The organism is Synechococcus sp. HJ21-Hayes, from assembly GCF_024345835.1.
Classification (GTDB): Bacteria; Cyanobacteriota; Cyanobacteriia; order PCC-6307; family Cyanobiaceae; genus Vulcanococcus.
Genome location: NZ_JAGQBW010000001.1, coordinates 267,796 through 287,381, shown reverse-complemented (window position 1 = coordinate 287,381; position 19,586 = coordinate 267,796). Strand labels below are relative to the sequence as shown.

Sequence of the window (19,586 nt, the reverse complement as noted above, 5' to 3'; positions counted from 1 at the left end):
GTCCCCAGGGGCTATGGCGAGTGCGGATCCACGCATCACAGGGCTGCGGAATCCGGCAATCCGGCACACATTGATCGCGGTGCTTGAACCGCCTTGGACTACACCCCGCTGATCGAGCAGGTGCGCCGCAACTCCAGAGACGGCAACCTGATGCTTCGAGACTCCCGTCTGGTGGCCTGCACGGGCAGCCGCCTGGCCTTGAGCCTGCTGATCAGCACCGTTCAGCCTGGAGATCAGCTGGTGGGGGCCGCCACCACCGAGGCCGAGGGGCTGACGCTGATCCGCGATCAGCAGGGAACTGTGCTGTTCTGCACCGATCAGCTCGAGCAGGGATGCGGGGTGGCGCTGGTAGGCCAGGTGAAACGCCACCACCCAGAGGTGCGCACCGTGCTGATCTTCACCCGCCACCAACCCCTGGCACGCATCAAGATGGCCATTCAGGCCGGCTGCGATGGGATCTGCGACGAGTCCGAGATGGGCATGGGCACGCTCAAGGCCGCCATCGCTGCCGTAAGCGGTGGAGGCCTCTACGTGCAGCGCAACCTCAATGCTATGTATCTGGCCCACTACCCCGGCAGCCAGGGCCCGCCGCTGGCGCCGCTCAGCAGCCGGGAAGTGGAGGTGCTCCAGCTCGCCGCCGGTGGCAACAGCAACCAGGAGATCGGCCAGCGGCTGTTCATCAGCGTGGAAACCGTAAAGACCCACATGCGCAGCGTGTTGCGGAAGCTGCAGGCCCGCGACCGTACCCACGCGGCCGTGGAGGGCCTGCGGCTGGGTTTGTTGGACTGGCCTGAATCTGGGTAAGGTCAGGCCGTTCTGCCGCGCGCCTTTGCCGCCATGGCCCGGGGCCACTGGTTGGATCCATTAGCCCGCACCCTGCTGGAGGCGGCGGGGCAGATCGCGCCACGGCCGCGGCCGGAAGCGTCACGGCCCGACCCAGGCCCACAAGCCAGCCCGGAGCACGACCCGATCGAACAGGAGCTGCTGGGCCTCAAGCTGGAGCAGGATCCCAACCGGCGCCTCAGCAATGCCACGGAGGTTCGCCAGGCTGCCGCCCTGGGCTGGCGACTGGACGTGAACCGGGCCACCGCCGCCGACTGGCTGCGACTTCCCGGCCTGCAGCCAGCCCAGGTGGATCTGCTGCTGCGCCTCCAGGCGGGTGGCGTCCAGCTGAGCGGACCGGACGACCTGCAACGGCTGCTGGAGATCAGCCCCGGTCAGATCGAGGCGTGGGCTCCCCTGCTGCTGTTTCGCTGGTACGGCGATGGAGCTCCCGCCAGCACCCCACCAAACCAGCTGGATCTCAACCGCGCCGGCGCCGCTGAACTGGCGCGCAGCCTGCCCCAACTCGGCCAGGAACGCTGCCAGAGGCTGCTGCGGGAACGGCAACGGGCCCCGTTCCTCGACCTGGCCGACCTGCAGCAGCGGCTGCAGTTGCCCGCGGCGGTGGTGGAACACCTGATTGGCAAAGTGCGCTTCGGCAAGGGTCCAGCCGGTCCTGAATTGCCCCGCTCCGCCTAACCGCCATGGCGCTCTACCCCCAGGCCCGCCAGGGTCAACTGTTCGGCGGCGACACGGGGCTGGGCGGCGGTGCCGGGGACACCCTGCCACTGCTGAAGCACCAACTGCTGGAGTGGCAGCAGCGACTGGCGAGCCACCAGAGCCCCCTGTTTGCAGCGGCAGCCAAGGGCCTAACCAGCGACACCGCCCAGGGCAGCTTGTTTGAATCCCCCAGGCCTACCAGCCTGGCCCTGAGCCTGAATCCGCTCGCCCTGGCGGCCCAGCACCTGCAGTTCTGGCGCTGGCCCCAGCCTCAACACCAGGGAGCAGCCGTCTATTTCGTGCTCGATCAACCACCACACCGCCCTGAGCCCCTGCTGCTCTATGTGGGCGAAACATGCCGGGCCGACCAGCGCTGGAAGGGCGAGCACGATTGCAAGGGTTACCTGGCCGCCTACGGCGAAGCCCTGCAGCAGGTGGGCCTCGGCAGCCAGCTCAACATCCGCTTCTGGAGCGACGCCCCGGCCCAGGTGAAACCGCGCCGGGCCCTGGAGCAGGAGCTGATCCGCCACTGGTTACCGCCATTCAACAAGGAAACCCGGGCCCGCTGGGCCACCCCCTTCACCACCGATCTCGACTGATCGCATTACCATCGCGCCCAACGCGACGCCCTGATGGCCATGGAGTTCCGCTGCAGCCCCAGCACCCTGAGCGACTGGAGCGGGGACACCCTGGCGGTGGGACTGTTCAGCGGGACGGCCTCAGCGACCACCATGGCCGCACTGGACGCCCGCTTCGGTGCCGGCATCAGCCAGCGGCTCGAGCAACGCCGCTTCAAGGCCAAGGCCGGCGAGTGCCTCAACCTCGAGCTGCTTGGCCAGACGCCGGGAACCCTGCTGCTGATCGGCCTAGGGGAACCGGCCGGCTTCGGGCTTGAGGGGGTGCGCAGGGCCGCCGCCACTGCCGCCAAGGCCGGCGGCGGCCCTGGAGCAGGCAGCCTGGGCATCGCCCTGCCAGTGGAGGGCCTCGAACCCGTGGCTGCCGCCACCGCCATCGCCGAAGCAGTACGCCTGAGCCTGTTCAGCGATCAGCGCTTCAAGAGCGAGGCGGAACCCAAACCCGTGCCCACCTTCGTGGAACTGCTGGGTCTGGCGGAGGGAGCCGCCGCCGGCCTCAGTGCCGTGGCGGCCATCTGCAGCGGCGTGGAGCTAGCCCGGGAACTGGTGGCCGCCCCGCCCAATGTGGTGACTCCCCAGGCCCTGGCCGATACCGCTGCCGCCATCGCCCAGACCTTCAACCTGGAGCTCAAGGTTCTCGAGCGCGCCGACTGTGCAGAACTGGGTATGGGCTCCTACCTGGCGGTGGCCCAGGGCTCCGACCTGCCGCCCAAATTCATCCATCTCACCTATCGCCCCACCGGCCCGGTGAACCGCCGACTAGCTCTAGTGGGCAAGGGCCTCACCTTCGATTCCGGCGGGTACAACCTCAAAACCGCCGGCTCCCAGATCGAGATGATGAAGTACGACATGGGCGGCAGCGGAGCGGTGCTGGGAGCCATGCGCGCCATCGCCGAGCTGAAGCCGGCAGGCCTTGAAGTGCACATGATCGTGGCCGCCTGCGACAACATGATCAGCGGTGGGGCCATCCACCCCGGCGCGATCGTGACCGCCTCGAACGGCAAGACGATCGAGATCAACAACACCGATGCCGAAGGTCGGCTCACCCTGGCCGATGCCCTGGTGTACGCGAGCAAGCTGGAACCCGATGCCGTTGTGGATTTGGCCACTCTCACCGGCGCCTGCCTAATCGCGTTGGGCGAGGAGATCGCCGGCCTGTGGTCCCCCAACGACGGCCTGGCCGCAGCCCTGGTGGGCGCCGCCGAGCAGGGCGGCGAAGCCCTCTGGCGCATGCCCCTGCGGCCCTCCTACCGCGAAGGCCTCAAGAGCGGCCTGGCGGACATGAAGAACACCGGCCCCCGCCCCGGCGGCTCGATCACTGCAGCCTTGTTCCTGCAGGACTTTGTGGGCCAGGACATCCCCTGGGCCCACCTGGACATCGCCGGCACCGTCTGGAGTGACAAGGGCCGCGGCATGGATCCGGCGGGCGCCACCGGCTTCGGCGTGCGCACCCTGGTGAACTGGGTACTGGCCGGTGGAGCGGCCTGAGCGAATGGGAACCAGCCGGAGACTCCCCCTAACCTGAACCCAGCGTCCCCAGCACCAGATTCCCAATGGCTGTTCCCAAGATCCGCTGGTATGTAAAGGCCCAGGCCGGGGTGCTGCTACTACCGGCGGGTCTGTGCCTGTTCGGCGAAGCGGTGCAGCGGCGCACCCTGCAGGTACTGGGCCAGCCCCACGGCCCCTGGTTCTGGTATGGCACCTTGAGCCTGATCGCCATCGTGGCAGGCGTGGGGTTAATGATCGAGAGCGGGCTTCTGCGGGGCTACCCCGGCCAGCAACCGCGCTGATCCCGGCGCCTGAATCAAGCCGCCATCACCCGCGCCGAGGGCATCGCTGAGGTGCCGAGCACATCCGCCGGCTGTTCCAGGGCATGGATCTGCCAGCGGGCACGCTCGCCGAACTGCTCAAGAAGACGATCCAAATCGTCAGACGCCTGCTTGGGACTCTCGTAAGGGCCGATGTGGCGGGTCACCAGCCCGTCCCGAATGGTCAGCAGATACATACACACACCTGCACCCGAGCTCCATACAAGTTAGGAGCACCTACCCAGAGAAAAAAGGGCGGAAACCCGCTCCAGCACTCAAAAAATGCAGCAGGGATGCCGCAGTCGTCTTCAGCTTTTCCATAGAAAGCCCCTGGTCAGTGGGTCGTAACCCAAGCTCCACTGCTGCGGGCCAGGGGGCCCCAAAGGGCATCAAGGCGTTGATCGCGGCCGCAAGCCCAGCGGTAGTAGCGATATTTCACCGCATTGCGCTCGGCGTAATTCTGGTGATAGCTCTCCGCGGGCCAGAAGGCCTGGAGCGGCTTGATCTGAACCTTGAGAGCTGCCGCGGGCCGGCCAAGTTCCTTGGCGGCCGCCTGCAGACTGGCCCGCGCCTGCTGCGCCTGAACCTCCCCGCTAGTGAAGATCACCGGGCGATAGGAGGCGCCACGATCACAGAACTGGCCGCCCCCATCAGTGGCATCCACGTTGCGCCAATAGGCCCGCAGCAGGGTGGGATAGCTGATCTTGGTGGTGTCAAAGCGCACCTCCACCACCTCCTGGTGGCCCGTGCCACCGGCGGAAACCTGCTTGTAGGTGGGGTTCTTGAGGCTGCCGCCGCTGTAACCACTCACGGCATCCAGCACCCCTGGAAGCACCTCGAGATCGTGCTCGAGGCACCAGAAGCAACCACCGCCGAACACCGCCTCCTCAATGGCGGCCTGGACCGGCGCCCCCAGACCCAGGAGCACCAACAGCACCAGGGCAAGAAGGCGGACACGGCTCATGGCAAGGCGTCGAGGATGGCCGCAGCAGCCCGGCGGGTCACGCCGGTGTCCCCCAGGGCCTGGTGAAGACGACGGTAGCCAGCTTCGATATGCCCCCGGGCATCGGGGGAGGCGAGCAGGGGGAGCGCCTCGGCCACGATCGCTTCGGCAGTGAAGCCGTCCTGCAGCAACTCGGGCACCAGCCGTTCCCCCAGCACCAGGTTCACCGGGGAAATGTGCTCCACCTGGAAGCGCAGCAGATGCTTCGCCAGCCATGCGGTGGGGCGGCTCACCCGATAGCCCACCACCTGGGGCACCCCCCGCAGGGCCAGCTCCAGATTCACGGTGCCCGACTTGGTGAGGGCGAGATCGGCGGCCGCACAGAGGCTGGGCCGCAAGCGATCGGCATCGGCCGCCTTCACCACCTCGGCCTTCACCCCCGCCGCCGCCAACAGCTCCGCCAAGGGTGCCTCGAACGAGGCCAGGCCCGCCGGCACCATCACCCGCAGGCCAGGCAGACGCCGTTGCAGCTCTGCCGCCGCAGCAGCCAGAGGAGGCAACAGATAGCGGAGCTCCTGAGTGCGCGAGGCCGGCAACACAAGGAGCAACTGCTCTCCTGGCTGCAGGCCCAGCGCAGCGCGGGCTGTCTCGCGGCTGGGCAGATCCACCAGGGTGTCGAGCAGGGGATGCCCCACCCAGGTGACATCTGCCCCGCGGCCGGCGTAGAAGCGGGCCTCTTCGGGAAAGATGGCCAGAATCTGATCGGTGAAGCCGATCAAGCGGGTGGTGCCGCCATCACCAATGCGAAAGGCCCACTCCTGGGGAGCGATGTAGTACGTGATGGGTACGTGGGGCAAGAGGCGCTTGAGCTTGAGCCCCAGGCCCACGTTGGCGCCCATGTAATCGATCAGCACCACCCCATCGGGAGGGGATTGCGCCAGCCAGCGGTTCACCCGCCGCTGCAGCCTCAGGGTGGGCAGCACCAAAGGCAGCGCCTCCCAGAGGCCGATAGCCCCCATGGGCGCGGTGTTGGCCAGCAGCCGGGCTCCGGCCCGCTCCATGCGCTCACCACCCAGGGCCACGATCTCGAGGTCCTGGCCGCGCTCGGAAGCCACCTGCCGCAGGGCCTGCACCAGCAGGCTCCCCTGCAGATCTCCAGACACCTCGCCGGTGCTGATCAGGAGACGACTCATGAACGCTGGGCAGGCAGCGGCCCGCGGCGGCCAGGGCCGGTGGAGGCCTCCAAAAAGCTCACCAGGGTTTCGGCGGGTGGATACAGCGCGTACTGGCGCACGGCCTTGAGGGCATCGGCCAGCACCGCATCGCTGCGGTAGAGCTCGGTCCACACCTGTTGGAGCTGCTTGGCCTGGGCACCGTCATCAAGCTCAGCCAGGCCGCTGCGCTTGATGCCGATGCGGTTCAGACCGCGCAACCGCCCGGGATGCCCCTCCACAATCGCGAAGGGGGGCACGTCGCGGTCGATGCGACTCATCCCTCCCACCATGGCCATGGTGCCAATGTGGACAAACTGGTGGATTCCCAGCACACCACCCACCACGGCGCGATCACCGATCACCACATGGCCGGCCACGGCCACCCCATTGGCGATCACGATGCGATCCCCCAGCAGGCAGTTGTGGCCAAGGTGGCTATAGGCCATCAGCAGATTGCCGTTGCCGATGCGGGTCTGTTCCCCCTCATGGGTGGCGCGGTTGATGGTGACGCACTCGCGAATCGAGTTGTCGTCGCCCATCACCACTTCGGTGGAGGCGCCGTTGTATTTGAGATCCTGGGGTTCCGCGCCGATGCAGGCGCCGGGGAAAATGCGGTTGCGGCGGCCCATGCGCACGCGGCCATCCAGCACCACGTGGGGGCCGATGCGACTGCCGGCCCCGATGGACACCTCCGGGCCGATCACCGCATAGGGGCCGATCTCCACGCCAGGCTCCAGCTGGGCTCGGGGATCCACCACCGCCGTGGGGTGAATGTTGGTTTCTGTCGCAGGACTGCTGGTCATCACAGCGGTCAGTCCACCAGAGAGAACATCAGCTCACCGGCACACACCAGCTCGCCATCCACCTTGGCCTCCGCCTTCACCTTGCCAAAGCGCTGACGCTTAAGGCTGAGCAACTCACAACTGATGACCAGCTGATCACCCGGCACCACCGGCCGGCGAAAACGCACGCCATCGATGCCGGCAAACACAAATAGTCCCTTGGGCAGATCCGGCATCTGGGTCACGATCAGGCCGCCAACCTGGGCCATGGCCTCCACGATCAGCACCCCCGGCATCAAGGGGCGACCGGGGAAATGGCCCTGGAACTGAGGCTCATTGAAGGTGACGTTCTTGATGGCCACGGCTCGCTTGCCCGGCTCATGCTCGATCACCCGATCCACTAGGGCAAACGGGTAGCGATGGGGCAGCAGTCCCTGGATCTGCTCGCTATTGAGGACAGGCACATTGGCGTGGCCCGATGGCGGTGTGGATGCAGTCAAGGGATTCAGATGGGCAGGGGGCGAGAGGCAGATGCCAAGGCCGCCGCCAGGGCGGTGTGCAATCCGTGGGAACCACGGAACGCGAACACCTGGGCCTGGGGAAGACCGGCCAGGGCGAGATCCCCCAGCAGATCCAGGAGCTTATGGCGCACCGGTTCATCGGCGAAGCGCAGGGGGGGATTGAGCCACTCGGCTCCATCACACACCAGGGCGTTATCGAGGGCGCCGCCCTTGATCAGCCCAGCAGCCAGGAGTTGCTCCACCTGCTCGCGGAACCCGAAGGTGCGGGCCGGGGCGATCTGTTCCACAAAGGCCTGGGGCGTGAGCTCCAGGGAGAACAATTGCCGGCCGATCGCGGGCTGAGGGAATTCAATGGCGGCCCCCAGGCGCAAGCGATCGCTCGGCAGGGCCGTGGCAAAGCTCTGACCTTGCTGCAGGGTGATCGGAGCTGTGAGGGGCAGCGCCGTGGAGCGATCGCCCAGGCTCTGCAGACCCGCTTCGGCGATGGCATCCACCCAGGGCTGGGCCGAGCCATCCAGGAGAGGGATCTCGGAGCCATCCACCAGGATCGTGGCAGCAGTGATGCCCAGCCCGGCCAGGGCCGCCAGCAGATGCTCCACCGTGGCCAGGCGCCGCTGGTTGAGCTGCAGGGCCGTGCAGAGCTGGGTTTCGCACACCTGCTCGGGAGCCAGGCGCACCAGGCCGAGGTCGGGTGCATCCAGCCAACCCACGCGGTATCCCGGGCTATCGGAGGGCTCCAACCTCACCCGCGCCTGGCCGCCGCTGTGCAGGCCGATGCCGGTGCGCTCTACGGAGGAGGCGAGGGTCCAGGCCTGGCCGTAATCGCTGGGCCAAGTGCTCATGACTGGAGTCCCATCAGAACTTCCAACCCACACCGAGGTTGAAGCGGTACTCACCTGTGAAGTCCTGGCTGGCCACCTCGAGGCGCAGGGGCCCCACGGGGGTGGTCACGATCAGGCCGGTACCCACCGAGAACCCTTGGCCGGGCTTGAGCAACAGACCACCGGGGTTGCCAGTCACGCTGGCCTGGCTGCCGAAGGCGGTACCACCATCCACAAACAATTCACCACTGATGATGCTGAACAGGGGGAAGCGGTATTCCAGGGTGGCTTCACCAAAGCTCTTGCCCACGGCGAGATCACAGTCGTAATAGCCGCGCACGGAGTTAGATCCCCCGAGGCAGAAGGCTTCATAAACGGGGAGGTTGCCCAGGTTGCCGCCCACGGAGGCCTGGAACGCCAAAGCCTGCTTGCAATCCGCCGCCTGGCCGGGCTTGGGACGGCAACCCTTGAACACCTTCAACCAATTAACCGGGATGTAGTGGGTGTAGCTCGCCCGCAGCCGGTTAAAGGTGGGGGAGTTGGGCCCCACGCTCACGAACTGCTCCGTACCCAGGCTGAGGAAATTACCCTTGGTGGGATTGCGAGGATCGTTGAGGTTGTTCATGGTGGCGGCCACGCGCACACCAACCAGAGGGTTCTTGGTGGCACCGTTCTGGCAGTTGTAGGCCACGCAGATCACGTTGCTAACCGTGGTCTGACCGTTGTTGAAGTTATTGGTACTCACGCCGTAGGGCATGGCCGTACCGCTGAAGTTCATCGGCGTGGCCTCTTGGGCGTTGAAGCCCACCACCACTGCCCACGGCGCGCGCTTGAAGGGATCACCGCCGTTGAGGGGACGGACGAACTGGATGCTGCCTCCCACCCGCTGGATGGCAATGGAGTTGCCATCGAGGGCAAACCAGTTGTTGTTGACACCTAGAGCCTGATTGGAGGCCTTGGCCGCCGCAGGGGAGGCGTAGGGCCCACCCTGAACTGATGAGTTGCTCTGATAGGCGATGGCCGTGGATGGGGCGCTGTAGAAGCCGCTCGAAACATCCGAAACGGTGTAGATGCTGCCGTTGTTCTGGCTCTGGAAGATCTGAGGAACCTCACGGCTCAGGAACAACCGAGCGCGGAAGGCGGTTCGGTATTTATCCCCTTTGATCCACGGATCCGTGAAGGACAAATCGGCCAGGCCGCCGTACTGGCCGTAGGTGAAATTGAGAGCCAGATCCCAGGCACGGCCCAGCATGTTGCTGTCCTGAATCTGCACCTGCCCGAACACCCCCTGGCTCTGGCTATAGCCCAAGCCACCGGACAGGGACCCCGTGGACTGCTCCACGACCCCCAACACAATCGTGACCTCACCAGGATTGCCAGCCGCAGGCCGCAGGGTCACTTTCACATCGCCAAACAGGCCCGTTCCGTACAGACGCTTGATGTCGTCCTCAAGCCGACGACGGTTGAAGGTGTCGCCAGGCTTGATCGAGATCTCTCGGGTAATCACCCAGGGCTTCGATTTGCCGCGGTAAGGCTGCCCCTTGTCATTCGTGGCCGACCCCTCCTTATCGAGGAACTGCACCTCCACGCCCAACACAGTGCCCTCCCGGACCTGCAGCTGGGCGACACCCTCCGGGCTGACGCGGGTGGGGCCGGTGACCCGAGCCAGGGAGTAACCCTGGTCCGCGTACCACTTCTGCAGCTCGGCGATGCGGATCTGAAGGCTATTGAGATTGAGGGTCTTGCCGTAATCCGCCGCGAAGATATCGGGGATCAGGTTCGAGGGCAGCTTGGTCTTGGCACCAACGCCATCGAGCTCCACCTTGGTGAGCACAGGGTTGGGGGCCACCGTCACCACCACCTGCACCCCGAGGGGGCTGTCAACAGGCTGAATGCGCACGTCGGAGAACCAGCCGGTGGCATAGATCGCCGAGAGGTCGTTCTGGAGCTCAGCGCGGGTCACCCGGGTGCCCGGCCGGGTGGCCATGGCGTCATAGACGGCCAGCTCGAGGCGCTCCCGCTCGGGATGGCCCTCGATCCCTTTCACCACCACCTCGCTGATCAGCACCCGCGGCTCAGCCTTAGCCTCAGGGGCGAGGCTCTCACTGGGGGCTGGGGCTTGGGCAGGGGCCGGTGCTGCTGCAGGAGCCTGATCTGAACCGATGGGGGTCGGAAGGGGAGCTTTGTTGGCGCGGGAGGGTGCGTTGGTCTGGCCAGAAACAGGCTGCTGGGCCATCACCGGCTGGCCCAGCACAGCAGCAGCCAGAGGCAGAGCAGCGGCAAAACCATGGGCACCTCGGATTCGGAGGGCCAGGTTCATGCCGTTGCGGGGGCCAGCCATGAGAGTCCGGGCAGTGCGGCCATGCCGCAAATGACGCTGAACCTACCCGTAAACCCGAGCAGGAGCACAGACCCCTTGGACCCGTTTGAGAACCTCCCCGTAGGCCTCAACGACCCCCCCCAGATCCTGGCGGAATCGGTCTTTATCAAGAATGCGGTCGCGGGGATCGGCTACTTGCAGGTCCCAGAGGCGGCAGGTATCTGGGCTGATCTCATCGGCCAGCACCAGCGCACCGGCGGCGGTGAAGCCGAGCTCGATCTTGAAATCCACCAGCTGGAGGCCAATGCCAGCAAAGAAGCTGAGCAGCACCGCATTCACGTGGCGGGCCACACGCTCGAGTTCCACCCGCTGCTCGGCGGTGAGCAGACCCAGACGCTCCAGCCGAGCATCGGTGAGTAGCGGATCGCCGTAGGCGTCGTCCTTGTAATAGAGATCGAGCAAGGCTGGTTCAAGGGGCGTACCGGCCTCGATGGGCATCTGCTTACACAGGGAGCCGGCTGCAATGTTGCGCATCACCACCTCCACCGGCACGATCGCCACCGGCTTCACCAGCATCCAATTGCTGCCCTGCACGCCGAGGTAGTGGGTGGGAACGCCCGCCTGTTCCAGCAGCTCGAACAACAGGGCCGAGATCTGGCAGTTCATCTGCCCCTTGCCCGCCAGCTGGGCCTTCTTGAGGGCGTTGAAGGCCGTGGCGTCGTCTTTGTATTCCACGGCCACCAGGTCGTCCTGGTCGGTCTGGAAAACCCGCTTGGCCTTGCCTTCGTACAGCAGGGGGCCGAGGGTGTAAGCGGTCATGGGTGGGATGTGGCGTGGCCTCCGGGAGCCCGTGGCGACCGCAGCTGCTGCTGCAGCTGGGCCGCCCGCTCTCCCTCCTGAGAATCTTGCCGCCTGGCCTGCAACTCGCTGTAGGCATCGTCCACCCGCTGGCTCAGGCGCAGCAGGCGCTGGCGAGCGGCCTCATCACTGACACCACTGGCCTGCAACAGCTGGCGCTGATCGTTGAGCAGGGCAAGAGCCAGCCCCCAAGCCCCATCGGCAGCCGCCTGGTCGAGGGCCTGCTCCAGCAGTTGGTTGCGTTCCGCCGCCGGCAGTTGGCGCAGCAGGGCCACGGCCCGCTGCAGCCGCGCCGCCGCCGCTTTCCCCGGCATCCGGGCCGCCAGCAGCACCGTCGCGGCCTCCTGATCGCGCCCGAGGGTGGCCAGGTGATCGGCCAGCACGTCAAGGGCCGCACGGGTCACCAGGGTGCCGTCATCGCGGAGCAACAGGGGCAGGGCCACGGTTTCCAGGCTGGCCAGCTGGCCATTGGCCAGCAGCTGCAGGGATTCCGCCGCCACCGGGTGATTCAGACCCGCGTTGGCCGCCCGCCAGCGCAGGATTAGCCAACGAGCCCGCTCAACACCTGCCTTGGGGCCATCGCGGTTGAGCACCACCAGGGCATCGTCCGGAGCGCGGCAGCTCAGGAGGGCATTGGCATTGAGCAGCACCATGTCGAGAGGCTGGGGCGCCGGGGCCACCTGCATCAGCCGCTGACGCAGCAGGCGCAAGCGGGTTAAAAAGTCAAAGCTGGCGGCCTCCTGGCAGGCCAGATTCAGTTCCGGGATCGTGCCGCGCAGCAGCAGGGCCTGAAAATCAATCTCCGGGGTGCTACCCGGCAACGGTGGTGCCGAGGGGCCGCTGGGCGGTGGGACCGGCTTGGCAAACAGATTGCCGATAAAGGGCAGCTTCGCCTGGGCTGGGGCAGCGGCCATGAGGATCAGGGCGCTGGCCACGGGTGAGCACAGCCAGCCGACAAGACGCCAGGCGGGCGCGGGACGCACCGGCGTGTAAAGAAGGGGTGGCACCGCGTTCCGTCCTCTGGCCCACAACCTAGGGGAGCAATGCGGGCCGTCCCACCTTGCTCCCCGGCTGCCATGTCCACCCCGGCGACCCTGCTGAGTCCCGCCCGCGTGCTCGTGGTGGGCGGTGGCGGCCGTGAGAACTCCCTGGCCTGGGCCCTGGCCCGCTCCCATGGCGTGGAGCAGGTGTGGGTGGCTCCGGGAAACGGGGGCACCCTGAGCCTGGAGGGCTGCCAGCAACTGGCCATCGCCGAAACCAACCACGAAGCCCTGCTGGCGGCTTGTCAGGAGCACGCCATCGAGCTGGTGGTGGTGGGCCCGGAAGCCCCCCTGGCCGCCGGCCTGGCCGACAGCCTGCGGGCCGCAGGGTTCCCCTGCTTTGGTCCTGGGGCCGATGGGGCCCAGCTGGAGGCCAGCAAACAGTGGGCCAAGCAGCTGATGCGCGAGGCCGGCATCCCCACCGCCGGCTTCTGGCCCGCCAACAGCCGCGAACAAGCCCTGGAGGTCCTGGAGGCCCAGGGCAAACCCCTTGTGGTGAAAGCCGATGGCCTCGCCGCCGGCAAGGGCGTCACCGTGGCAGAGAGTCTCGAGGAGGCCCGCGCCGCCATTGAGGAGATCTTTGCCGGCCGCTTTGATGGTGGCGGCTCTGCTGGCGAGGAAGCCTCCCTTGTGCTGGAGGAGCGCACCCATGGGCCCGAGGTATCGGTCTTTGCCCTCAGCGATGGCCAGCGCATGGTGCTGCTGCCCCCCGCCCAGGACCACAAGCGCATCGGCGAGGGCGACACAGGCCCCAACACCGGCGGCATGGGCGCCTATGCCCCGGCTCCCCTACTGGATGCTGCGGGGCTGGAGCAGATGCAGCAGTTGGTGCTGGAGCCCACCCTCCAGGCCCTTCAGGCCCGGGGCATCGACTACCGCGGTGTGATCTACGCGGGGCTGATGCTCACCGAAAACGGGCCGAGCGTGATCGAATTCAACTGCCGCTTCGGTGATCCGGAGTGCGAAACCCTGATGCCGCTGCTAGGCCCTGAACTGGCCCAGGTGCTGCTGGCCTGCGCCAACGGAGCCCTGGATCAGGCTCCCGCGCTCAGCATTGCGCCCAGCTGCAGTGCCTGCGTGATTGCGGCCGCCCAGGGCTACCCGGGCGAGATCCGCAAGGGCGACCCGATCAGCAGCAGCTTGGAGCCGAGCCAGCACCTGCAGCTGTTCCACGCCGGCACCCGCCGCGACGCCGACGGCAGCTGTGTGACCAACGGCGGCCGCGTGCTGGCCGTGGTGGCCCAGGCCGACGACTTCGATGCCGCCTTCGAGCGGGCCTACGCCGGCCTGGCCCAGGTGAATTTTGAGGGCATCACCTTCCGGCGCGACATCGGCCACCAGGTTCGTGGCCGTTAGGCCGCGCTCCTAGGCTGCGGCCCGCTCCGACGCCATGGGCACCCCCCAGCCGTGACCAGCGCCAGCCCCGCGAGTTCTGCCGAGCCAGCCGCCCTGGCCACGCCACGGGGCGGACTCTCCTGGTGGCAGAACCTGCAGCGCTGGTGGGCTGAATTCAGCCTGCAAACCAAGCTGCTGGCTGCTGCCACCCTGGTGGTGAGCCTGGTCATGACGGGCATCACCTTCTTTGCGCTCAACGGCATCCAGGCCGACGTGCGCATGAGCGACACCCGCTTCGCCCGCGACCTGGGCCTCCTGCTCTCCGCCAACGTGACGCCGCTGGTGGCCGAGGGCAACGACCGGGAGCTGGCGGCGGTGGCGGAGCGGTTCTGGAAGTCGAGCCGCAGCCTTCGCTACATCTTCTTCGCGGATCCCGAGGGGATCATCTACCTCGGCATCCCCATCAGCGGCACCAGCGGCAGCAGCGAGCTGCTGCTCAGCCGACGCCTGGAGATGCCCGCCGATTTGGCCCGCCGGCCCCAGAGCCCGCTGATCCGCCAGCACCTCAGCCCCGATGGCCAGGTGACCGATGTGTTCGTGCCCCTAGTGGCAGGTGACCGCTACTTGGGGGTACTGGCCTTGGGCATCAACCCCAACGAAGCCGCCCTGGCCAGCGCCGCCCTCAGCCGCGAGGTAACCGTGGCGGTATTCATTTCCATCTGGGTGCTAGTGATCCTGGGGGCCGTGTTCAACGCCCTCACCATCACCCGGCCTGTGAAGGAATTGCTGCGGGGGGTGCGCTCAATCGCCGGCGGCAATTTCGAAGCCCGCATCGCCCTGCCCGTGGGGGGGGAACTGGGAGAATTGCTGGAGGGCTTCAACGACATGGCCTCCCAGCTGGAGGCCTACAACGAGGCCAACATCGAGGAGCTCACCGCTGCCCAGGTGAAGCAGCAGTCGCTGATTGCCACCATGGCCGATGGTGCCGTGCTGCTGGACGCCGAGGGCCGGGTAGTGCTGGTGAACCCCACGGCACGGCGGCTGTTCCGCTGGGAGGGCCGCAAGCTGGAAGGCAGCGAGCTGTGCGAGGAGTTGCCGGAGCTGCTGGCGGTGGAATTGCAAGCTCCCCTGGAGAGCCTGCTGGCCGGCGACAAGGACAGCAATGATGTGCGCTGCAGTTTCGGCGAACCGGCCCGGACCCTGCGGATCGTGCTGCAGTCCGTGCGGGATGCCAGTGGTGAATCCCTCAAGGGCATCGCCGTGACGGTGCAGGACCTCACCCGTGAGGTGGAACTCAACGCGGCCCAGAGCCGTTTCATCAGCAACGTGTCGCACGAATTGCGCACGCCACTGTTCAACATCAAGAGCTATGTCGAAACCCTCCATGACCTGGGCGACCAGCTGAGCGAAGCGGAGAAGAAGGAATTTCTGGGCATCGCCAACGCCGAAACCGATCGCCTCACCCGGCTCGTGAATGATGTGCTCGATCTCTCCCGATTGGAGAGTGATCGCGTCTGGACCCTGGAGCCGATGGAACTGCGGCCAGCCATGGAGCAAACCCTGCGCAACTACCGGCTCAATGCCGACGACAAGGGGGTGCAACTGGATCTCGATGTGGATGAGCAGCTGCCCCGGGTGCGCGGCAACTGGGATCTACTGCTGCAGGTGTTCGACAACCTGGTGGGCAACGGCCTCAAGTTCACCGCCAGTGGCGGACAGTTGGCACTACGGGCCTATCCATGGCCAGACACCTGCCAGCTCGATCCCGCCATGGCACCGAACAGCGACAACCCCACCTGCGACCTCACCGCGCCCCTGCCGCGGCTGCGGGTGGAGATCGCCGATACGGGCTCAGGTATTTCCCGGGAAGACCAGGAGCGCATCTTCGAGCGCTTCTACCGAGTGGAAAACGCTGTGCACACCGAGGTGGGCACAGGCCTGGGCCTCTCGATCGTGCGGGGCATCCTCGAGAAGCACGGCACGCGCATCCGCATGGCCAGCGAACTGGGAGTAGGTACCACCTTCTGGTTTGATCTACCGCTCGACCTGGCCGACGCCGATGAACTGCGCATAGAGGCTGAACGTCAGAGCTTGTCGTCGCTGGTGACGCCCTGAACAATCCGCGAGAGCTCGCTGCGCTCGTCGGTGTTGATGCGGTGGGGCACGCCGCTGATGATCCGCTCAAAGTTGGAAAAGGAATCCTTGATCTCGGGGCCGTTACCCGTGATCACGAACTCGCGAATGCCCTTGTCGTGCCAGGATCCGCGCATCTTGAACACGTTCAAGGCCCTGGCCATCTCGCCGCGGATCTCCACATACTGCAGCAGCAGGATGGTGTCGGTGATGGTAGAGATGTGGGAGTCAGTGATCGAATGGCTGCCCATGAACTCCTCAGAGGTGTTCGTGAAGAAGCCGGCGATCTCCTCCTGCTTGGCATACCCAGTCACGCCGATCACAAACTGCCGGAAAGCGTTGTGGCTCACCCCCCGTGCCAGGGCGCTCAGTGAGTCGATCGCCATGCGAGATGGCTTGAACTGGCTGATCTCAGTCTTGATGATCTGCAGGTGATCCTCCAAACCCGTGGACTCGGGATAAGCGCAGATGATCTTGAGCAGGCCATCGCGCTCCATCTGCTCGAAATCAATGCCCCAGCTGGTGGCATTGCGCAGGAGCTGAGCGCGCGATTCCTCGTAGGCGAAAAGGATCGCCCGCTCCTTGTTGGCGCAGGCGTTCTCCACGAACTTGCTCACCAACAGCGTCTTACCAGTGCCGGTGGCGCCAGTGGCCAGGATGATCGAATCCTTGAAGAAGCCACCACCGCACATCTCATCCAGCCGCGGCACACCGGAGCTCACCCGCACGTTGGAACTGCGCTGGGTGAGGCGCATCGCCCCCAGCGGGAAGATGCTGATGCCGTGGGCGCCCATTGTGAAGGGGAATTCCCCCTTCATATGCGTAGTACCCCGCAACTTGAGGATCTCGCAGGTTCGCCGCCGGCGCTCGCCCTCCAGCACATTGCGTAGGATCACCACGTTATCAGACACAAATTCCTCGACGCCATAGCGAGCAATCGGGCCGTACTCATCGATGCGCTCCGTGGTCATCAAGGTGGTAACACCGATCTCCTTGAGACGCGCAATCAACCTGAAAATTTCGCGGCGCACCACAGAAACAGCATCGTATTGCTGAAACACAGCCGTGATCGAATCGATCGCCACTCGTCGGGCCTTATATTTGCGAATAGCATAATTAATGCGTTCAATCAATCCAGACAGATCAAAGCTACCGGCCACGTCCTGCCCCTCGGGATCAGGCGAAGCGTCGAGAATAAAGAGCTTATCCTGCTCAACCATCTCCTGCAGGTTCCAGCCAAAACTGGAGGCATTGCGCAGAATATCGAGGGGAGATTCCTCGAAGGTCACGAAGATGCCCGGCTCGTCGAACTGACGAATGCCGTTGTATAGAAAATTCAGTGAGAAAACCGTTTTCCCGGTGCCGGAGGTGCCGCTGATCAGGGTTGAGCGTCCAATCGGCAAGCCGCCCTGGCAGATGTCGTCGAAGCCCTCAATCCCCGTGGGGAGCTTCTGCACGGACATCAGTGCATGGGATGGGGAGCTGGGGTCCTGCATGGATCGGATAGTCCTGAGGGGAAGTTAATCGAGATGTGGTTTTCTAACTGGATTCAGCAGGAGTTCAAGGCAACTCGCCGGCCTCCATGTCCGTGGCGAAACCTTCATCGTTCAACTCCTCGTAGAGGAGATCCAGGCCGATCAGAACGCGCTCGCGATCGGAGAGATCACCGATGATGCGGCGCACCGGCGGCGGCAGAATCTTGGCGAGGGTGGGTGTGGCCAGGATCTTGTCCTCCTCGGCCAACTGCGGGCTTTTGAGCACATCGATCACCTTCAGGGCATACACCCCCTGGAACTCGGTATCGAGGATGTTGCGCAACGTCTTGAGCGCCCGCATGGAGTTGGGGGTATTCCCCGCCACGTAGAGCTTGAGGATGTAGGTCTTGCGCGGACTCATCTAATTCACCTCCTGGGCGTAGTCCTGGTTGGCAGCGGCGGTGGCTTGGCTGGGCTCTGCCACCGATCCCGGGCCTGAAAGCGGCAGATCGGGGGGAACCGATCGGCGGTACATCTCGCAAAGATGGGCAAGCACGTCGAGCAGGGCCAGGCGGTAGTCCTGGAGAAAGTCATTCTTGTGCCCTTCCAGCTTGAGTTGCTTCCAGAAACCGTCAATCAAATCCACGTGAATCTCCACCACCTTGTTCACCGGCAGATCACTGAAGAACGCGGAATGCACAAAGCTCTCGATCGCCTGGTTGGCAGCGGCCGGATCCTTGAAGTAGCTGATCAGCAGATCGCGGTAACTGCGCTCCAGTGACGCCAGCAACTCCTGGCGCTCCCCCTGGGGAAGGCTGCGCAGAAACAGCGATGGATCGCGCTTGTAAAAAACGCCCAAGTAACCCAGCCGGCCTTTGAGGCGGTTGGGCAGCCGCCAGTTTTCCGGCGTGGCCACCCCCCCGGAGCTGGCGGCGGACTCCCCAGCCGAGCTGGCCTGGGGTCCCTGGCGCAGAAAGCGGGACACCGCGGCATCCACGCTGTAGGTGATCTGCTCGAGCTGGTCCTCGGGCAGATGCACCTCGGCCTCGTGGTACTCGATGCGGCCGCTCACCTCACCCACAACGACGGCCGGCAGGATCAAGCCCTGGCGCCGCAGTCCGTCGTAGATCTCGGGGGGATAGGCGCCCTGCTGCACCAGAACCACATCAAAGGTGTCGCGCCGCTCCTCCAACTCCTGCAGCGGAGCCAGCCGAGAGCCCAGATCTTCCAGCTGATATCGGCCGCCCTTAAGCCACTGTCGGCAGGCCCGCTCCAGGCGCGGGTCTGACAGCAACGAGGCGATGGTGAGAGCCGGCTGAGACATGCGCCGAGAGAAGGCCCCTGGCAGTGCTCACAGTGTTGACGACCAGGACCTTGAAAGGCGAGGATCCTTGTTTGTCTTTCGATTGCCGTGCGGCAGGCCGCAATGACGAGGCCACCTCGTCAGCCTGTCCACGCCCCGGACCTCCATGAGTACAGCCACCCCCACCGGCCCCTACGCGATCGTTGAAGCCTCCGGTACGCAGTTCTGGGTTCAGCCCAACCGCTACTACGACTTCGATCGTCTGAACGCCGACGTTGACAGCACGCTGACCCTGGAGAACGTGCTCCTGGTTAACGACGGCTCGGCCGCCAACGTGGGCCAGCCCTACGTGAAAGGCGCCACCGTGGAACTGCAGGTGATGGCCCATCGCCGCGGCCCCAAGCTGATCGTCTACAAGATGCGCCCCAAGAAGAAAACCCGCCGCAAGAACGGTCATCGCCAGGAACTCACCCGCGTGATGGTGAAGTCCATCACGGTGGGCGGCAAGGCCCTCGGCTGATCTCCCCAGCATTCCTTCCCACCCTTCTCCTTCTGAACCATGGCCCACAAGAAAGGCACAGGCTCCACCCGCAACGGCCGCGACTCCAACTCCAAGCGCCTCGGTGTGAAGCGCTACGGCGGTGAGAGCGTCAGCGCCGGCTCGATCCTGATCCGCCAGCGCGGCACCTCCGTGCTGCCCGGTCTGAACGTGGGTCGCGGCTCCGACGACACCCTCTTCGCCCTCAGCGACGGTGTGGTGAGCTTCGACACCATCAAGCGCGGCCTGCGCACCCGCAAGCGCATCAACATCGCCGTCGGCTGATCAGCCGCATCAACAGGTTCAAGAGCCGGCGGT

At 65.5% G+C, this 19,586-nt stretch carries 21 protein-coding genes; 9 read left to right on the top strand and 12 right to left on the bottom strand.

Annotated features, from left to right (window positions below; all coding sequences use genetic code 11):
* The first annotated feature begins 93 nt into the window (after positions 1–93).
* From KBZ14_RS01605 to KBZ14_RS01585, 5 genes are all read left to right on the top strand, one after another.
* The gene (locus KBZ14_RS01605; RefSeq protein ID WP_255116522.1) at positions 94–804 is read left to right on the top strand and encodes a response regulator transcription factor; all 711 of its coding nucleotides are present in this window, start codon (positions 94–96) and stop codon (positions 802–804) included.
* Between the two features lie 33 nt (positions 805–837).
* Positions 838–1,521, top strand: a complete 684-nt coding sequence (locus KBZ14_RS01600) for a ComEA family DNA-binding protein (RefSeq protein ID WP_255116521.1) — start codon at positions 838–840, stop codon at positions 1,519–1,521.
* A 5-nt stretch (positions 1,522–1,526) separates the two neighbouring features.
* On the top strand, positions 1,527–2,141 hold the full coding sequence (locus KBZ14_RS01595) for a GIY-YIG nuclease family protein (RefSeq protein WP_255116520.1): 615 nt from the start codon (positions 1,527–1,529) through the stop codon (positions 2,139–2,141).
* Between the two features lie 39 nt (positions 2,142–2,180).
* Positions 2,181–3,665 carry a leucyl aminopeptidase gene (locus tag KBZ14_RS01590; protein ID WP_255116594.1) on the top strand — a complete coding sequence of 495 codons (1,485 nt, stop codon included), beginning with the start codon at positions 2,181–2,183 and terminating at the stop codon, positions 3,663–3,665.
* A 65-nt stretch (positions 3,666–3,730) separates the two neighbouring features.
* On the top strand, positions 3,731–3,967 hold the full coding sequence (locus tag KBZ14_RS01585; RefSeq protein ID WP_255116519.1) for a hypothetical protein: 237 nt from the start codon (positions 3,731–3,733) through the stop codon (positions 3,965–3,967).
* Positions 3,968–3,981: 14 nt separating this feature from the next.
* Here the strand turns inward: KBZ14_RS01585 and KBZ14_RS01580 are convergent, their stop codons facing one another.
* The 9 genes from KBZ14_RS01580 to KBZ14_RS01540 all read right to left on the bottom strand — a co-directional run bounded on the left by KBZ14_RS01580 (position 3,982) and on the right by KBZ14_RS01540 (position 12,451).
* Entirely contained in the window at positions 3,982–4,182 is a 201-nt protein-coding gene (locus KBZ14_RS01580) for a hypothetical protein (protein WP_255116518.1), read from the bottom strand.
* Positions 4,183–4,319: 137 nt separating this feature from the next.
* Complete coding sequence (gene msrA, locus KBZ14_RS01575) at positions 4,320–4,949, bottom strand: peptide-methionine (S)-S-oxide reductase MsrA (RefSeq protein ID WP_255116517.1); 630 nt, start codon at positions 4,947–4,949, stop codon at positions 4,320–4,322.
* The gene (gene lpxB / locus KBZ14_RS01570; protein ID WP_255116516.1) at positions 4,946–6,121 is read right to left on the bottom strand and encodes a lipid-A-disaccharide synthase; all 1,176 of its coding nucleotides are present in this window, start codon (positions 6,119–6,121) and stop codon (positions 4,946–4,948) included. The genes msrA and lpxB overlap by 4 nt, the downstream gene beginning before the upstream one ends.
* A complete protein-coding gene (gene lpxA / locus KBZ14_RS01565) occupies positions 6,118–6,945 on the bottom strand; it encodes an acyl-ACP--UDP-N-acetylglucosamine O-acyltransferase (protein ID WP_255116515.1) in 828 nt (275 codons plus the stop codon). Before lpxA ends, lpxB begins: the two co-directional genes overlap by 4 nt.
* An 8-nt stretch (positions 6,946–6,953) precedes the next feature.
* Entirely contained in the window at positions 6,954–7,424 is a 471-nt protein-coding gene (fabZ, locus tag KBZ14_RS01560) for a 3-hydroxyacyl-ACP dehydratase FabZ (RefSeq protein ID WP_255116514.1), read from the bottom strand.
* 5 nt (positions 7,425–7,429) lie between these two features.
* Positions 7,430–8,287: a UDP-3-O-acyl-N-acetylglucosamine deacetylase gene (gene lpxC, locus KBZ14_RS01555; protein ID WP_255116513.1), complete on the bottom strand. Its 858-nt coding sequence runs from the start codon at positions 8,285–8,287 to the stop codon at positions 7,430–7,432.
* A 13-nt stretch (positions 8,288–8,300) separates the two neighbouring features.
* Entirely contained in the window at positions 8,301–10,607 is a 2,307-nt protein-coding gene (locus KBZ14_RS01550) for a BamA/TamA family outer membrane protein (protein ID WP_255116512.1), read from the bottom strand.
* A 42-nt stretch (positions 10,608–10,649) separates the two neighbouring features.
* Complete coding sequence (gene purC / locus KBZ14_RS01545) at positions 10,650–11,405, bottom strand: phosphoribosylaminoimidazolesuccinocarboxamide synthase (protein ID WP_255116511.1); 756 nt, start codon at positions 11,403–11,405, stop codon at positions 10,650–10,652.
* A complete protein-coding gene (locus KBZ14_RS01540; protein ID WP_255116510.1) occupies positions 11,402–12,451 on the bottom strand; it encodes a hypothetical protein in 1,050 nt (349 codons plus the stop codon). The genes purC and KBZ14_RS01540 overlap by 4 nt, the downstream gene beginning before the upstream one ends.
* Before the next feature lie 69 nt (positions 12,452–12,520).
* Between KBZ14_RS01540 and purD the strand changes: the two genes are divergently transcribed.
* Complete coding sequence (gene purD, locus KBZ14_RS01535; protein ID WP_255116509.1) at positions 12,521–13,840, top strand: phosphoribosylamine--glycine ligase; 1,320 nt, start codon at positions 12,521–12,523, stop codon at positions 13,838–13,840.
* 93 nt (positions 13,841–13,933) lie between these two features.
* Positions 13,934–15,934, top strand: a complete 2,001-nt coding sequence (nblS, locus tag KBZ14_RS01530) for a two-component system sensor histidine kinase NblS (RefSeq protein ID WP_255116593.1) — start codon at positions 13,934–13,936, stop codon at positions 15,932–15,934.
* Here the strand turns inward: nblS and kaiC are convergent.
* The 3 genes from kaiC to KBZ14_RS01515 form a co-directional block, all read right to left on the bottom strand.
* Complete coding sequence (kaiC, locus tag KBZ14_RS01525) at positions 15,904–17,448, bottom strand: circadian clock protein KaiC (protein WP_255116508.1); 1,545 nt, start codon at positions 17,446–17,448, stop codon at positions 15,904–15,906. The genes nblS and kaiC overlap by 31 nt on opposite strands.
* 64 nt (positions 17,449–17,512) lie before the next feature.
* On the bottom strand, positions 17,513–17,848 hold the full coding sequence (gene kaiB, locus KBZ14_RS01520) for a circadian clock protein KaiB (RefSeq protein WP_255116507.1): 336 nt from the start codon (positions 17,846–17,848) through the stop codon (positions 17,513–17,515).
* Complete coding sequence (locus KBZ14_RS01515) at positions 17,849–18,751, bottom strand: circadian clock protein KaiA (protein ID WP_255116506.1); 903 nt, start codon at positions 18,749–18,751, stop codon at positions 17,849–17,851.
* A gap of 145 nt (positions 18,752–18,896) precedes the next feature.
* Between KBZ14_RS01515 and rplU the strand changes: the two genes are divergently transcribed.
* Positions 18,897–19,250 carry a 50S ribosomal protein L21 gene (gene rplU / locus KBZ14_RS01510; RefSeq protein WP_255116505.1) on the top strand — a complete coding sequence of 118 codons (354 nt, stop codon included), beginning with the start codon at positions 18,897–18,899 and terminating at the stop codon, positions 19,248–19,250.
* 39 nt (positions 19,251–19,289) lie between these two features.
* Positions 19,290–19,553, top strand: coding sequence for a 50S ribosomal protein L27 (gene rpmA / locus KBZ14_RS01505; protein WP_255116504.1), 264 nt, complete (start codon positions 19,290–19,292; stop codon positions 19,551–19,553).
* Positions 19,554–19,586: the final 33 nt, after the last annotated feature.

Coding starts and splice junctions, on each gene's coding strand:
- KBZ14_RS01590 (WP_255116594.1), top strand. CDS start 2,181: ATGGAGTTCCGCTGCAGCCCCAGCACCCTGAGCGACTGGAGCGGGGAC.
- kaiB (WP_255116507.1), bottom strand. CDS start 17,848: ATGAGTCCGCGCAAGACCTACATCCTCAAGCTCTACGTGGCGGGGAAT.
- purD (WP_255116509.1), top strand. CDS start 12,521: ATGTCCACCCCGGCGACCCTGCTGAGTCCCGCCCGCGTGCTCGTGGTG.
- KBZ14_RS01585 (WP_255116519.1), top strand. CDS start 3,731: ATGGCTGTTCCCAAGATCCGCTGGTATGTAAAGGCCCAGGCCGGGGTG.
- KBZ14_RS01515 (WP_255116506.1), bottom strand. CDS start 18,751: ATGTCTCAGCCGGCTCTCACCATCGCCTCGTTGCTGTCAGACCCGCGC.
- kaiC (WP_255116508.1), bottom strand. CDS start 17,448: ATGCAGGACCCCAGCTCCCCATCCCATGCACTGATGTCCGTGCAGAAG.
- msrA (WP_255116517.1), bottom strand. CDS start 4,949: ATGAGCCGTGTCCGCCTTCTTGCCCTGGTGCTGTTGGTGCTCCTGGGT.
- rpmA (WP_255116504.1), top strand. CDS start 19,290: ATGGCCCACAAGAAAGGCACAGGCTCCACCCGCAACGGCCGCGACTCC.
- rplU (WP_255116505.1), top strand. CDS start 18,897: ATGAGTACAGCCACCCCCACCGGCCCCTACGCGATCGTTGAAGCCTCC.
- KBZ14_RS01550 (WP_255116512.1), bottom strand. CDS start 10,607: ATGGCTGGCCCCCGCAACGGCATGAACCTGGCCCTCCGAATCCGAGGT.
- KBZ14_RS01580 (WP_255116518.1), bottom strand. CDS start 4,182: ATGTATCTGCTGACCATTCGGGACGGGCTGGTGACCCGCCACATCGGC.
- lpxC (WP_255116513.1), bottom strand. CDS start 8,287: ATGAGCACTTGGCCCAGCGATTACGGCCAGGCCTGGACCCTCGCCTCC.
- lpxB (WP_255116516.1), bottom strand. CDS start 6,121: ATGAGTCGTCTCCTGATCAGCACCGGCGAGGTGTCTGGAGATCTGCAG.
- lpxA (WP_255116515.1), bottom strand. CDS start 6,945: ATGACCAGCAGTCCTGCGACAGAAACCAACATTCACCCCACGGCGGTG.
- KBZ14_RS01595 (WP_255116520.1), top strand. CDS start 1,527: ATGGCGCTCTACCCCCAGGCCCGCCAGGGTCAACTGTTCGGCGGCGAC.
- purC (WP_255116511.1), bottom strand. CDS start 11,405: ATGACCGCTTACACCCTCGGCCCCCTGCTGTACGAAGGCAAGGCCAAG.
- KBZ14_RS01600 (WP_255116521.1), top strand. CDS start 838: ATGGCCCGGGGCCACTGGTTGGATCCATTAGCCCGCACCCTGCTGGAG.